Origin of the sequence: Janthinobacterium sp. SUN137 (assembly GCF_030587265.1) — a bacterium.
Lineage (GTDB): Bacteria > Pseudomonadota > Gammaproteobacteria > Burkholderiales > Burkholderiaceae_D > Janthinobacterium > Janthinobacterium kumbetense.
The window spans coordinates 804541-818159 of the sequence record NZ_JAPWHZ010000002.1 but is presented as its reverse complement, the minus strand read 5'-3'; the positions used below and the strand labels follow the sequence as shown (position 1 = coordinate 818159).

Here is a 13619-nt window from a genome sequence, read left to right as displayed (position 1 = left end):
CGCGAAAGACAGGCGCTAAGCCGCGCGCGGCAGATCGATGACCAAGGGCAGGCTTTCGCCAAAAAAATCCACCTTGCCCGTCAGAGCCAACCGTTGCGCGGACAGTTCCACCAAGCACAGGTCCGCCACATCGCGGTATTCCATCATGTAGAGACTATATTCACAGTCCGTATTGCTGGCATCGACGGCCAGCCCATGCAGGGGCGATGCATCCGTTTCCGCGACGAGCAAGCCCTGCAAAATGAAGGACGGCGGATACAGCGCCCATGACCAGGGGGCATCGTCATCTTCCGTCAGCCGCATGAACTCCTCGTCGTCGGCCTCGATCTTGATATTGATTTCCCGCATACCATTGGCAAGTGCCGCCACGCTGATCCGGGATTTCGCGGCATCCACTGCAAAATTGGTGTCGCCGATACTAAATACATGCATTCAACACTTCTCCATCGTAACAAGTCAAGGCACGGCGGCACGCACGGAAAGCGTTCCCGTCGCGCCCGGCTGGGTCAAGGACATGCGCAGCACCCAGCTGTACTTGAGCCGCCCCTCGCGCAAAATGGCGTAAGACGAGGTAGCCATATCGCCCTGCCGGTCCTCGGCTTTCTGCATCACGGTATAACCGGTGCTCGCAGGAGGAAGCCACCGTTCAAACTCGCGCTTCAAGTCGGCTGGAGCTATCTGTTTCACCACAACGGAGCAGGTTTGCGGCTGCGTGGCAACTACTGTAAAGCGGCCGCCTGTTTCCCTCGTGGACCAGGACTTGCCAGGCACATTATCCGGCAGTGCCCGCGCCTCTTTTGACGTCACCTCGACCAGTTTCACTCGCCTGACTGCCGTTTCGATCTGATGCACATCCCCCTGGGAAGGCATGCAAACGCCGAGAAATAGCTGCATCGCCCATTGTTCAGCGGTTTCAGGCTCTTCCGCGCGAACGCCGCAACTGGCCCCCAAGACGAACGCCAGGATCGTGCATCCGACGAGTTTCTTCCCGTATTGCCCCTTAACTGCTTCTCTCATTTGCTCCCTCATTAACATCATCATGCCGCACCGGCAAGCAGGCAGGCAAAGCGCTGTGCCAGCATGCTCCATCGTTTCCGGAGACCGGCCTCGGCGTTGAATGCCGATGCCTTGCAATAGGCAAGCAGCTCTTCGCAACGCGTCTTGCTTAGCGAAATATTCCCCGATTCCATACAGGCATCCATGCCGCAGCATGCGCCGGCAAGGTACACATCGAGATAAGCGACGCCACCGCGCTGCAGCAGTTCCTGCGCCAATTCAGCCACCACGCTCCTGACGCACCAGGCTTCCTTCGCCCCCTGCGTCTCCGCGCGGTACAGGGCGGCAATCAGCGGCAAGGAGCATGCCTGCGCATGCTCTTCGAAATAATTGCCTATCACGGTGCGAAACTCCATGTTGGCATCGTCGAAATCGGCCCCATGCCTGCCATTCCAAGCAAAGGCAATTTTCGCTTCGGATGAGGGGGTATAGGATGCAACGAAATCCACTGCCAGTGCTGTCATATTCTCAATTCATGCCGATTCAGGCTATTGCCCATTCCCGTGGACTGCTTGTCAGCCAGCGGACATGCGCGGGCAATCCATCAATCGCCCTGCTGTTGCCAAAACGCCTTGCCGCCCTTGATATAGATCAAGGCACTGGCAGAACCCTCTTTCGCCACCACGATTCCATCCGTTTTCAGCTTGAGGGATTTTTCATGATAGCTGTGCTGCAACGATCCCTTGTCTTCCACCTGCCATACTTCCAGCCAGGCGAAATCGTCGCCGCCGCTGGACAAGGCATGTCCGGCACCGACGATGAGGGGCGACGTCTTTTGCCTGAACAGGAAGGCGATGCCCTCCTTCTTGCTGTCCTTGTTCCTGACAAGCACGGCCAGATCACCCTTGCCATCGCCATCGAAATCGCCGCGCAGGATAAACGGGTTCATGCGCGCGCTCACTTCGACCGCTTCGCGTTTGGCCAGACTATCGAGCTGTTGCGTTGCCCAGGCCGGCAATTGCGCCTGCGGCGGCAAGGCCTGTGCTCCAGCCGAGCCGGCGGCAAACACCAAAGCGACGGTCACTGCCATGCTTTTGCAATTCATAGAGCGGCTCCATAGAGACAAAGAATCGGTGGCGGCACCCCACTGATCAGTGGTGTACTGCCAGAATAGCATTATCAGAAAATACTTGCACTATTACAACAGTGCCCGGTCCGCTTTGCAGCCAGTACGGGAGGATAAATGCCATCCGTTGCAGATCTGCCAGCGACTAGCGGCCTGTTGCGTATTAAAATGGCGCCCCATGACCTCCCCCGCCTCGACCTCCTCCCTCCCCGACAGCATCTTGCTCCCCTCCCTGGCCGTACTGGGAGGGCAGATTTCCGTCAATCTGGGGGCGGCGATTGCGAAGAATCTGTTTCCCGTCGTTGGCGTGGAAGGGATCACGGCGTACCGGGTGGGATTTTCGGCGCTGATACTGCTGGCCATCTTCCGGCCGTGGCGCTATCGCCTGACGCGCAAGGATGTACTGAACTTGCTGGTCTACGGCTCCGTGCTGGGGCTGATGAACTTGCTGATTTACCGGGCGTTTGCGCTGATACCGATCGGTATCGCGGTCGCCATCGAGGTAACAGGGCCGCTGGCCGTGGCCATGCTGTCGTCGCGGCGGCCGCGCGATGTGCTGGCCGTAGCGTGCGCCGTGTTTGGCTTGTATTTACTGTTGCCGCTGCAAGGCAGTCCAGGCAGCCTGGACCCTGTCGGCGTGGCATATGCGCTGGGGGCAGCCCTGTGCTGGGCGCTGTATATCATCTTCGGCAAGCGCGCCTCGACCTTGCAAGGTGGCCAAGCCGTGGCCTGGGGCATGACGGTGGCAGCCATGGTAACGGTGCCCATCGGCATCACCTACTCGGGCACGGCTCTGCTGGCGCCGTCGATTGCCTTGATGGGCCTGGCCATTGCCATGCTGTCCAGCGCCCTGCCGTACTCTCTGGAAATATTTGCCTTGCGCCGCTTGCCGCAAGGCGTGTTCGGCATGTTCAGCAGCGCGGCGCCCGCCGTCAGCGCGCTGGCCGCCATGGCCGTGCTGGGAGAACTGCTGAGCCTGACCCAGTGGCTGGCCATCGCCTGCATCGTGTTCGCGTCGGCCATGGCGGCGCTGGGCGCACAGGGCGGCAAGCGCTAGCGGCCTTCAGGCCATCCCGTATCGATTCCTGCGCGCTTTCCTTCCTGCCGCCATTCCTGCGCCGCCGGGCATCGCTGCGCCGCTGACGGACAGGTTTTGATGCCCGCCTGTAAAATACGTCATTGCTTGCCATATCGTGCACTTCCGCCTCAACGATGACATATCCATTTCTTTTTCGCTGGTTTTCCCCTCTCGCCGCCGCAGCCTTGCTGCTGGCGCCAGTCGCCGCCGCACAGGCGGCCGCTCCTGCCGCCCTCACGGGCAATGCCGAAACGGGCAAGGCCGCTTTTCGCAAGTGCGCCTCTTGCCATCAGGTAGGGCCATCGGCGCGCGGCGGCTTCGGCCCCAAGCTGACGGGCGTGATTGGCCGCAAGGCCGGTGCCACCACCGACTATAAATACTCGGCGGCCATGAAAAACGCGAATATCGTCTGGACCGAGCAAAACCTGGCCGGCTTCCTGAAAGCGCCGAGCGATTTCATTCCTGGCAATAACATGCGTTTCTGGGGCATCGGCAACGCCCAGCAAGTGGCCGATCTGCTGGCCTATCTGCGCACGCAGTAAGCGCATGCAATAAACGTATATGCAACGACGTCAGCGTCCAAACTGGCCGAGTGCCAGCCTGCACGCATGCAGGCACATGCACGCGCATATGGAGGCATCAGGCACGTGACGCCAGATCCAATTCCCGGCGCTTGCAGCACGCCCTTACGCTTCTTGTGCGCCGCCTCATGGTCGCGCAGACGACTCTAGGGCTTGGCCGGCAGCTTGCGCACGCACAGATAGATGGAATACAGCGCCGCCAGTCCCACCAGCACGTACACGCCGCGCGACGCCGTCGACATGGCGCCCAGGATGCGGGCCACGATATCGATATCGAACAAGCCCACCAGCGCCCAGTTCAAACCGCCCACGATCAGCAGGATCATCGAGATCCAGTCGACCACGTTCAGGCGCTTGGCCGACATTTCCTCATTTGCCGCACCGTCCGATCCTGCCTGGATATTCGCCATGTCAGCCTCCTGTGAATAAGAAGAAAGACCCGCCGTCGGGTCTGTGCAAGGAACAGTGTAGGCGCTGCACCGGCATGCGCCAGTCGGACGATACCGGGTATCGAGGTAGGACGCGTCTGTAATACGGCGAGTGATTTTATCTGGCAACAAATCATGCCGCTGTTGCTAAACAGGCAGTGACTAATTCCAATATGGAAATATTTATAGATTACTTAGTACCGCACTGCTACACTCATTTCACCCCAGCAACTTCAGGGGACAAGCGCCACGCCATGCCGCAGGCATGGGAGACGGCCACCATGGGACAACAGCTGAGGGGACATGAATATTTCAAACATACGTATCGGTGTGCGCCTGACCACAGGCTTTTTGCTCACTTCGCTTTTACTGGCCGTGGTGGTGGTCATCAGCACGTGGCAGTTGTCGACCGTGAGCGGGGAAATCGATAGCAGCGTGAACCAGCGCTATGCGCGCATCGCGCAATTGCAGGCCACGCGCAACAGTACGCAGGAACAAGCCGCCCTGCGCGAACTCGACCAGCAGATCGCCACGCAATCGGTGCAGATGCGCACGGCGGCGGAGGCGGCCATGGCCCGTGCGCACGATACCAGCGTGCTGATCATTGCGCTGGGCCTGGTCGGCGGCGTGTTGAGCCTGGCGACGGCCTGGTTCATCAGCAGCGGCATCGTGCGGCCCTTGCGGCATGCCGTCAAAGTCGCGCGCAAGGTGGCTGGCGGCGACTTGAGCGAACATATCCGCGTCGATTCCCGCGATGAAGTGGGGCAACTGCTGCAAGCCCTGAAAGACATGAATGCCAGCTTGATCACGATCGTGGGCGAGGTGCGCGGCGGCACGCACGACATCGCGGGCGCCTCGGGCGAAATCGCCGCCGGCAACCTCGACTTGTCGCAGCGCACGCAGGCGCAAGCCAGTTCGCTGGAGCGCACGGCCGCCTCGATGGACGAGCTGACGGGCACCGTCAAGCAAAATGCCGATAACGCGCGGCAAGCCAATCAGCTGGCGCAATCGGCCGCCGCAGTGGCAGGCAAAGGGGGCACAGTGGTGGCGCAAGTGGTCGATACCATGAGCTCGATCAACGCTTCGTCGAAAAAGATCGTTGACATCATCGGCGTCATCGACGCCATCGCCTTCCAGACGAATATCCTGGCCTTGAACGCGGCCGTGGAAGCGGCGCGGGCCGGAGAGCAAGGGCGCGGTTTTGCCGTCGTGGCCGCTGAAGTCCGCACGCTGGCGCAACGCTCGGCCGGCGCGGCCAGGGAAATCAAGCAACTGATCGGCGACTCCGTCGAGCGGGTCGACGCAGGCGCGCGCCTGGTCGATACGGCCGGCGCCACCATGCGCGAAATCGTGGCCAGCGTGCACCGCGTAACGGACATCATAGGCGAAATCAGCATGGCCAGCGGCGAGCAATTGTCCGGCATCGAACAAGTCAATGCCGCCATCGTGCAAATGGAACAGGTAACGCAACAAAACGCAGCCCTGGTGGAACAGGCATCGTCCGCGGCGGCCAGCATGCAGCAGCGCGCCACTCTACTGTCAGGCACGGTTGGCATCTTCAAGCTGAGCCGTGACCAAGTGTTAGCCCAAGCCGCACACGGCATCAGCCTGGTAGCCGCACAGACCACGCACGCTGTCACCGCGCCGGCAAACCTGTCTGCCGCAAGCGTTAGAGCGCGGCTGAAAGCCTGAGTTCCCCAGCTCATCGCCTCGCCGCGATAAATTCGCTATAGCTGCTTGTACATGACCGTGGTGGCGTCCAGCCGGTCACCGGCCGGCGCCAGCGCATAGCCGGGGATGCTGCCCGCCGCCACGTAGCCAAGCGACAAATACAACGGTTCGGCATGGTCGCTGCTGCGCGTGTCCAGGGTCAGCAAGCTGCGCGGCAAGAGGCGCGCCTGCTCTTCCAGCGCCTGCATCAGCTGGCGCGCGAGGCCGCGACGGCGAAAAGCGGGTGCGACCAGCAGCTTGCGCACTTCGGCCCGGTGCGCCTGGTTGGGATTGGTATCCCAGTCCAGCTGCACGGCGCCGGCCACCGCCCCTTCCACCTCGGCCACCAGCAGCAGGCGCACGCCGCGCGTGACGGCCGGCAAGACGTTATCCGTCCAGAACGCCTGGCTGGCCGCCGTGTCGAACGGCAAGATAAAACCGATGCTGGCGCCGTCGTGTACGCATGCCTGCAGCAGCGCGCCCAGCTCCGGCAAGCGTTCGAGAATGTCGGCGGATGAAAAATGGCGTAGCGATGCGGGCATGGCGACCTCAGACAAGAAAGAGAAAATAGCGGGCGCCGCTGTCCGGCGGCGTCATGAAGGCGCTGGCGCCGTGCAGCTGGTAGCGCAGGCAATCGCCGGCCAGCAAGTCGTGCGAGCGGCCGTCGACGGTCACGTTCAGCTTGCCTTCCTGCAGCAACAAATGGTGTTCCATGCCGGGCCGGGGCGAGGCGGCGTAGGCGATCGTCACGCCCGCGCCCAGCTCGCATTCGAGCGCTTCGCCGGCCAGCGCCCGCGCCGGGGGCGAGACGGAGCGGCGGATAAAACCGGTGTCCGGGTCCGTCCACACGCTTTGCTGGGCCCGCCGCAGCAGAGGCGGAAAATCGTCTTCCACCATGCGCAGCAGGCGCGACATGGCCAAGCCATACGCGGCGCACAATTTGCCCAGCACGTTTGTCGTCGGGCTGACTTCGCCATTTTCCAGGCGCGATAAAGTTGCGCGGCTGACCTGGCTGGCACTGGCCAGCTGATCCAGCGACCAGCCCCGCTCCACGCGCAACTGTTTTAAACGGGCCGCCAGCCGCTGTTCCGTATCGTTTTCTGTGAGTGCTGAATTTTCCATATATGGGAATTTATCCCTCACATGAAAAACAGTCAAGCAGTTTGAGCGCGTTACCCCGCCATGCGCGACGCGTGGCGGCACAATTCCAGGAAACCCGTCAAACGGGGCGAAAGGATCTTTTTGGACTGGCGAATCAGGTAAAAGTTGCGTTCCAGGGGCGGCAACATGGTTTCCAGTTCCACCAATTGCCCGCTGGCCAGCAAATCGGCCACCACCACCCGCGACAGGCAGGCGATGCCCAGCCCGGCCGCCGCGCCATACTTGATCGCTTCCGAGTTGCTGAACTCGCCCGCGGCGCGCAGATAATGCAGATACGGCACCAACGCCTGCTCCACGGCTTCACGCGTGCCCGAGCCTGCTTCACGCAGCAGCCAGCCCGCCTGGTTCAGTTCCGTAAAACTGAGCAGATGGCGCAGTTGCGCCAGCGGATGCGTGGGCGCGGCCACGATCAGCATCTGGTCCGTCAGCCACGGCTCCACCAGCAAGCCCGCTTCGTGGCACGGCCCTTCGATCAGGCCGATATCGACACGGAATTCCGCCACGGCGGCCGCGATGTCGGCCGTGTTGGCAATCGTCACCTGGGGAATGCTGCGGCCGTACTGCTGCGCCGCCTGCGCCAGGATCTGCGGCAGCAGATAAATGCCGATGGTCGTGCTGGCGCCGATTTGCAGGCTGACGGGCACGGATGGGTCGGCGCCCGCGAACTGGCGCTCGATGCTGGCGGCCCCGTCGCGCATCTGCCGCGCCTGCGGCAACAGCAAGCGACCATTGTCGTTGAGCAGCAAACGCTTGCCCACCCGGTCGAACAGTTGCGCGCCCAGCAGCGCTTCCAGTTCATTCAGGGCCGCGCTGGTGGCCGATTGCGACAGCGCAATGTGTTCGGCCGCCGCGCTGGTGCTGCCCGTGTCCGCCACCGCCAGGAAAATCTGTAACTGCCGCAAGGTCAACGCCATCTAACTACCTATTTTATAGGTTAAACATACAAAAACAATCCGTTTTACCATTTAATCGACGAACTGTACAGTCATGCCATACGCATAAAAACATGGAGTACGGCATGTCTTCCCTCTCAAGCACCAATACAACAAGTTTCAGCGACCGCTACGGCCGTTTGCTGCCGGGCCTGCTGCTCAGCGGCGTGATCGCCTGGGGCGCCATTGCGCTGGGCAAGCTGGAATGGATGCAAAGCCACGGCATGAGCGCGCTCACCCTGGCCATCATGCTCGGCATCGTGCTCGGCAACAGCGTGTATGGCCGCCTGGCGCCCACCTGCGGCGCGGGCGTGGCCTTTTCCAAGCAGACATTATTGCGACTGGGCATCATCCTCTACGGCTTCCGCCTGACCTTCCAGGATATCGGCCAGGTGGGCCTGGCCGGCATCGCCATCGACGCGCTGGTGCTGGCGTCCACGTTTGGCCTGGCCATGTTCCTCGGCACCAAGGTGTTCAAACTGGAACGCAACAGCGCCATCTTGATCGGCGCGGGCAGCTCCATCTGCGGCGCGGCGGCCGTGATGGCGACCGAGCCCGTCGTCAAGGGGCGCAGCGAGGATGTCACCGTGGCCGTCTCCACCGTTGTTGTGTTCGGCACCATCGCCATCTTCCTGTATCCCTTGCTGTACCGGTGGAACCTGGGCTGGCAGGTGCTGGGCGCCACGCCCACCGCGTTCGGCGTGTACATCGGTTCGACCGTGCATGAGGTGGCACAAGTGGTGGCGGCCGGCAAGTCGATCGGGCAAGAGGCGGCGAATGCGGCCGTGATCGCCAAGATGGTGCGCGTGATGATGCTGGCGCCGTTTCTCGTCATCCTGTCAGCGGTCTTGGCGCGCAGCAAGGCCAGGAGTGGCAACGGCGGCCACGACAAGGCGGCCAAGCTGGCCATCCCCTGGTTCGCCTTCATCTTCATCGGCGTGGTCGCCTTCAATTCGCTGGGCCTGCTGCCAGCAAGCATGGTAGCCACCATCACCGATATCGACACGGCCTTGCTGGCCATGGCCATGGCGGCCCTGGGCTTGACGACGCACATGTCGGCCATCCGCCGCGCCGGCATCAAGCCCCTGCTGCTGGCCGGCCTGCTGTTCTGCTGGCTGATCGCCGGTGGCGCCGCCATCAACCATGTGGTCGCCAGCCTGTTTGCATGACACTCGCCCGTGTCGGGCCGGGGTAGCCGACACGGGAGTCGAAAACTTCGTACAATAAGCGTGTTTTGACTCTCAATCCGGCTCCGGCCCCACCCAGGAACACCCATGCATCTCTCGAACTGGCTGCTTTTCTGCAGCGTCGCCCTGCTCGTCACGTTTTCTCCCGGCCCGGCCGTCCTGCTGGCCATCTCGAATGCCATCGCCGTCGGACCGCGCCGCGCCATGATCAGCAGCATGGGCAACGGTTTCGGCTTGTTCATCATTTCCGGCGTGGCCATGGCCGGCATGGGCGTCGTGCTGGCCACCTCGGCCACGGCCTTCATGCTGCTGAAACTGGCTGGCGCCCTGTACCTGGTGTTCCTGGGCATCAAGCAATGGCGCAGCAAGACCAGCGTCGTGGCCGATGCGCCCGTGGCACCCGGCGCGGCGAATCCCAACACGTTCTGGAAACTGTTTCGCCAGGGCTTGACGGTGGCGCTGACGAACCCGAAAGCCATCCTGTTCTTCTCGGCATTGTTCCCGCAATTCATCACGCCGGGCGAACCGGTGGCCATCCAGTTCACCGTGCTGACGACCTCGTTTGTCGCCTGCGCCATGCTGGCCCACTTGTTCTACGCCAACCTGGCGCGCCTGCTGAAAACCCAGCTGGCCACGCCGGGCCGAGCCAAGCTGTTCAACCGCATCTGCGGCGGCGCCTTCGTCTTGCTGGGCCTGAGCCTGCTGCGTCTGCGCAGCAAGGCAGCGTAACTAGTCTTTTTCCGTCAAGAACGCCTCGATGCTGGCCGCCAGGGCCAGCGGCGTTTCATTCATCGGATAGTGTCCCGCATTGCCCAGCACCTCGAGCCGGGCTTGCGGGTACCACGCCAGATACGTGCGGCGCATCAGGGCCGCGTCAAAACGGGGGTCGTGCTCCCCCACCAGCGCCAGCAACGGCAGTGCCACGCGCGCCGCCTTGATTTCTTCACTGAAATCCGTCCCGCTCCACGCGAGGAAGTAGCGTGCAAACGCGGCCCGATCCGCACTCTCCCACGAATATTGCGCCTTCCAGTCCAGCCAGGCGGCAGGCAAGCGCCCGCCCGTGCTGCGGTCGATGATGGCGCGCCGCGCCTGCTGGTTGCCGCTGGCGTCGAGAAACAATTGCCGCGCCGCCCCGTCGAACGCCACGCCGCAGCTGGGCACGGGCGCCACGGCCACCAGTTTGCGCAAGCGCAAGGGCGCCAGCAGGGCCAGCCGTTCCAGCGCCATGCCGCCCATCGAGTGGCCCACCACGCTGAAGGTGGCAAAACCGAGCGCATCGGCCAAGGCCAGCGCGTCGCGGGCGACCTCTTCCATCGAATACTCACCCGCCGCGCCACGCATGCCGCCATAGCCGCGATTGTCCATGAAGACATAGCTGAAAGCGCCGCCGTCGAGACCCGCTTCCATCGGGGAAAAAGCGTGGGCGTCGCCAAACCAGCCGTGCAAGACGATGACGGCGTGCGGGCCATGGCCCACGCGATGATAGGTATTGTGCATGTTCACTCCTGAAAAGAGTGTGATGGTAAGCGGACGGCAAGCGGCCCGCCTTCGATGGAAGGTCAAATACTGTAGAGTATGGGCCATGGATGATTTTTATACGGAAGTGCCCCGCCCCTTGATCGCCACGGCGCGCGACCATGCCGCCGATGCCGTCTTTCCCAGCCATAGCCATGCGCGCGGGCAATTCGCCTATGCGGCGCGCGGGGTCATCAGCGTGCACACGCCGCAAGGCAACTGGCTGGTCCCGCCGCAGCGGGCTTGCTGGGTACCGGCCCGGCTTTCGCACGGCATGCGCATGCATGGCGTCGTGACCATGCACAATGTGTTTATCGACGCACCGGCCATCGCCGGGATGGGCTTGCCGCCCCACTGCCAGGTGCTGGACGCCTCGCCGCTGCTGCGCCAGCTGCTGGCCGAAGCCGTGACCGTGGATGCCTTGTACGTCGAAGCATCGCGCGCCGGACGACTGATGGCCTTGCTGCTCGACGAGATTGCCGCCGCCAAGCCCCTGCCCCTGAGCGCCCCGCTGCCGCAGGAACCTCGGCTGGCGAACCTGTGCCTGGACTTGCTGCGGCAGCCGAGCCTGGACAGCAGCCTGGATGCGATGGCGGCGCAGGCCGGCATGAGTCGGCGCACCTTTACGCGGCAATTCCGCGCCCAGACGGGGCTGGCCTTTGCCCAATGGCGCCAGCAAGCGTGCCTGCTGGCGGCCATCACGCGGCTGGCGGACGGGCAAGCCGTCACCCGTGTCGCGCTCGACCTCGGCTATGCCAGCCCCAGCGCCTTCACGGCCGCCTTCCGCCGCGTGCTGGGCCAGGCGCCCAGCGACTATCTGGCCTAGGCCATGGTGGCGGCGATGCGCTGCGACAATGCCTGCGCCAGTTTCTGCACGTGGTAGCCATCGACAAAGCCATGGTGGGCTTGCGCGGAAAACGGCACCCGCATGCGGCCATCCTCTTGCGCGGGGCCAAACTTGCCCCAGGTAAAGGTCGGGATATCGGCATCGCGGTGACGGTGGATCGGGTGTTCGATGGCCGCCAGCTCCAGCCACGGCAGGCAAGTGATGAAGATATTGTTGCGCTGCTCGCGCTCGGTTTCCCCCTCGCCCGTATTGATCAGCGCAGAACTGGCTTCCGCGAAACGCTTGGCTGCCAGGCTGCGTTCGATGAACAGGTCGAGCTGGTCCGTCATCGTGAAACGCGTGTAATTGAGGTTCTCGTCGCCATTGATGACGGTATAGGAAGCGGGAAAATCGTCGATCCTGATCACTTCACCCTGGTAGATGCGGTACATGAACTGATCTATATCCCTGACCGTATTGAGCAGGCAAAACAGGAAAAAATGAAACACGGGGATTTTCCGTTCCTTGCACCAGGGCCGGAAGTCCGGCACGTCGAGCTGGAAGTTGATGTTGACGAGGGGATTGTCGAATGCCCGGAACAAGTCGTAGCGGTCGCGCCGCTTTTCAAAATTTTTCATGCGGCGAGTGTAGACGATGGGGGGACTGGCGGGCAAGTCATGCCGTATCGGCTTGCCAATAACTTATCAATGCGACATGGAGCACCAATCGCTCCCTGTTATTCCTCACTGCGGCTTGACTGCCTGGCGCGCAAATCAAGAAAAACATGCCCCAGGATTTTTCTGTCGTGTATATCGACGATCACAGTCAGATAAGTATCATCGCGGGGAACGGGAATGCCGATGTGCTGAAACTTTCCATCTGACGACTCATAAATATGCGCGACCTGCCAATTCCAGTCCGCGGCGTCGCCAAAGTCACTCCCGATGACCAGATCGGCATATGCCCAAAGATCGACGACTTCCCTGGCGGTCTCGGTCACCTTCAGCATAGGCGCATGGAAGGTTTTTTGATATTCGTCATTCGACAGTAACTGTGTTTTCATTTTTTATCTGCATTTGGCCGCCGACCGGGATAAGCCGGTCGCAAGCCTCCCCGTATCGGGAGGCTTATTTCCACCGGAATTACGACGCTTGATTAATCTCGTCGTCTATCATATTGGCGAACAGGTCGAAACTCAGGATACCCGTGCCGATGCATGAAAATACGGTCGTACCCGCCGCATCCTTGATCGTCAATCTCTCGGTCCAGTCGTTCTGATTCATGCACTTCAGGCTGGCGCCAGGCCAGGTGACGCCGTCCACATGCAAGCCCTGCGCCGAGAAGGCCAGTTCCTGTGTCTTGACATTCAGGAAATTGCCGAACAAGCGTTTCTTGTATACCTCGCCGCTGCTGATGTAGCGGAAAGTCACGCGCTCGCCGTCCGCCAGCTTTTGCTTCAAGACGGGCATGCGGTAATCCAGGTAACGGGAGCGAAATTCGTCCATGAATTCGTCAAAGCGCTTGAGTTCTCCGGTAGCCCATATCCAGGGCTGGTCGGCGCCCGTGCGGTAGGCAAAGTTATTGATCATGCCGGTCATGGCGGTGGAACCGCCGGCAAACAGATACAGGTCCTCGATATCGGCAAAGGCGGCGTAGCTGCGAATGCCGTTCAATTCATGCACCACACCGTCTTCATGCAATTCAAAACGGCTTTTCCGCCGCTTGAGCATTATCGCGCGCATGACCAGTACCAGCACGGCGAGCAGCAATAGAAAAGCCGCCGTGCCGTACAGAATAGTCAAATTGCTGTGCGTGCCCAGCTTGGCGCCATTACGCAAGGTCATGGCCTGCGTATCGGTCAGTGTTTTCTGAGGGATGGTCGTGCTCAGGTACAAGACAAAACCTGCCACTGCCGCCAGGATCGCCGCAAATACCGCAAACAGCCTAGGCACCGTCTTGCCATGAAAATACACGGCGAGTGCTTTATTGGTTTGCGGGATACTAAAATTGCCCATGTAATCTTCCTGTTAAATGATAGGGAGGGTTTTACAACCCGGAGGTCGAAATATATTCGGCCCG

The 13619-nt window shown here is 61.5% G+C and carries 18 protein-coding genes; 6 read left to right on the top strand and 12 right to left on the bottom strand.

Annotation, left to right across the window (positions count from 1 at the left end):
* Positions 1–15 precede the first annotated feature (15 nt).
* From O3298_RS11805 to O3298_RS11790, 4 genes are all read right to left on the bottom strand, one after another.
* Positions 16–432, bottom strand: a complete 417-nt coding sequence (locus tag O3298_RS11805) for a hypothetical protein (protein ID WP_289910123.1) — start codon at positions 430–432, stop codon at positions 16–18.
* 24 nt (positions 433–456) lie between these two features.
* On the bottom strand, positions 457–1017 hold the full coding sequence (locus O3298_RS11800) for a hypothetical protein (RefSeq protein WP_305059440.1): 561 nt from the start codon (positions 1015–1017) through the stop codon (positions 457–459).
* A gap of 20 nt (positions 1018–1037) precedes the next feature.
* Positions 1038–1520 carry a hypothetical protein gene (locus O3298_RS11795; protein ID WP_289910125.1) on the bottom strand — a complete coding sequence of 161 codons (483 nt, stop codon included), beginning with the start codon at positions 1518–1520 and terminating at the stop codon, positions 1038–1040.
* 80 nt (positions 1521–1600) lie between these two features.
* The gene (locus tag O3298_RS11790; protein ID WP_289910128.1) at positions 1601–2086 is read right to left on the bottom strand and encodes a hypothetical protein; all 486 of its coding nucleotides are present in this window, start codon (positions 2084–2086) and stop codon (positions 1601–1603) included.
* Positions 2087–2300: 214 nt separating this feature from the next.
* On the opposite strand from O3298_RS11790, the gene O3298_RS11785 reads away from it, so the two are divergent.
* Both O3298_RS11785 and O3298_RS11780 read left to right on the top strand, forming a co-directional pair.
* The gene (locus tag O3298_RS11785; RefSeq protein WP_289910129.1) at positions 2301–3179 is read left to right on the top strand and encodes an EamA family transporter; all 879 of its coding nucleotides are present in this window, start codon (positions 2301–2303) and stop codon (positions 3177–3179) included.
* 155 nt (positions 3180–3334) lie between these two features.
* On the top strand, positions 3335–3742 hold the full coding sequence (locus O3298_RS11780; protein WP_289910130.1) for a cytochrome c family protein: 408 nt from the start codon (positions 3335–3337) through the stop codon (positions 3740–3742).
* A 185-nt stretch (positions 3743–3927) separates the two neighbouring features.
* Here O3298_RS11780 and O3298_RS11775 read toward each other — a convergent pair whose 3' ends face one another.
* The gene (locus tag O3298_RS11775; protein WP_218965320.1) at positions 3928–4191 is read right to left on the bottom strand and encodes a DUF378 domain-containing protein; all 264 of its coding nucleotides are present in this window, start codon (positions 4189–4191) and stop codon (positions 3928–3930) included.
* A gap of 321 nt (positions 4192–4512) precedes the next feature.
* Between O3298_RS11775 and O3298_RS11770 the strand changes: the two genes are divergently transcribed.
* Positions 4513–5901, top strand: a complete 1389-nt coding sequence (locus O3298_RS11770) for a methyl-accepting chemotaxis protein (RefSeq protein WP_305059439.1) — start codon at positions 4513–4515, stop codon at positions 5899–5901.
* Positions 5902–5936: 35 nt separating this feature from the next.
* Here the strand turns inward: O3298_RS11770 and O3298_RS11765 are convergent, their stop codons facing one another.
* Genes O3298_RS11765 through O3298_RS11755 form a run of 3 tightly spaced genes read right to left on the bottom strand, consistent with a single transcriptional unit; the run spans position 5937 to position 7994 of the window.
* The gene (locus tag O3298_RS11765) at positions 5937–6461 is read right to left on the bottom strand and encodes a GNAT family N-acetyltransferase (RefSeq protein ID WP_099667830.1); all 525 of its coding nucleotides are present in this window, start codon (positions 6459–6461) and stop codon (positions 5937–5939) included.
* 7 nt (positions 6462–6468) lie between these two features.
* Positions 6469–7041 (bottom strand): helix-turn-helix domain-containing protein, encoded by a 573-nt coding sequence (locus tag O3298_RS11760; protein WP_289910135.1) that lies wholly within the window; start codon positions 7039–7041, stop codon positions 6469–6471.
* A 50-nt stretch (positions 7042–7091) separates the two neighbouring features.
* Positions 7092–7994: a LysR family transcriptional regulator gene (locus tag O3298_RS11755; RefSeq protein WP_099667828.1), complete on the bottom strand. Its 903-nt coding sequence runs from the start codon at positions 7992–7994 to the stop codon at positions 7092–7094.
* A gap of 104 nt (positions 7995–8098) precedes the next feature.
* Between O3298_RS11755 and O3298_RS11750 the strand changes: the two genes are divergently transcribed.
* Positions 8099–9181 carry a YeiH family protein gene (locus O3298_RS11750; protein ID WP_305059438.1) on the top strand — a complete coding sequence of 361 codons (1083 nt, stop codon included), beginning with the start codon at positions 8099–8101 and terminating at the stop codon, positions 9179–9181.
* Positions 9182–9286: 105 nt separating this feature from the next.
* Complete coding sequence (locus O3298_RS11745) at positions 9287–9928, top strand: LysE family translocator (protein WP_099667826.1); 642 nt, start codon at positions 9287–9289, stop codon at positions 9926–9928.
* Here O3298_RS11745 and O3298_RS11740 read toward each other — a convergent pair whose 3' ends face one another.
* Entirely contained in the window at positions 9929–10696 is a 768-nt protein-coding gene (locus O3298_RS11740; RefSeq protein WP_305059437.1) for an alpha/beta fold hydrolase, read from the bottom strand.
* Between the two features lie 85 nt (positions 10697–10781).
* On the opposite strand from O3298_RS11740, the gene O3298_RS11735 reads away from it, so the two are divergent.
* Positions 10782–11540, top strand: coding sequence for a helix-turn-helix domain-containing protein (locus O3298_RS11735; protein WP_305059436.1), 759 nt, complete (start codon positions 10782–10784; stop codon positions 11538–11540).
* Here O3298_RS11735 and O3298_RS11730 read toward each other — a convergent pair.
* The 3 genes from O3298_RS11730 to O3298_RS11720 form a co-directional block, all read right to left on the bottom strand.
* Positions 11537–12178: a CatA-like O-acetyltransferase gene (locus O3298_RS11730; RefSeq protein WP_305059435.1), complete on the bottom strand. Its 642-nt coding sequence runs from the start codon at positions 12176–12178 to the stop codon at positions 11537–11539. The genes O3298_RS11735 and O3298_RS11730 overlap by 4 nt on opposite strands.
* A gap of 98 nt (positions 12179–12276) precedes the next feature.
* Positions 12277–12603: a hypothetical protein gene (locus O3298_RS11725; RefSeq protein WP_305059434.1), complete on the bottom strand. Its 327-nt coding sequence runs from the start codon at positions 12601–12603 to the stop codon at positions 12277–12279.
* A gap of 79 nt (positions 12604–12682) precedes the next feature.
* Positions 12683–13555, bottom strand: coding sequence for a hypothetical protein (locus O3298_RS11720; RefSeq protein ID WP_305059433.1), 873 nt, complete (start codon positions 13553–13555; stop codon positions 12683–12685).
* Positions 13556–13619 lie beyond the last annotated feature (64 nt).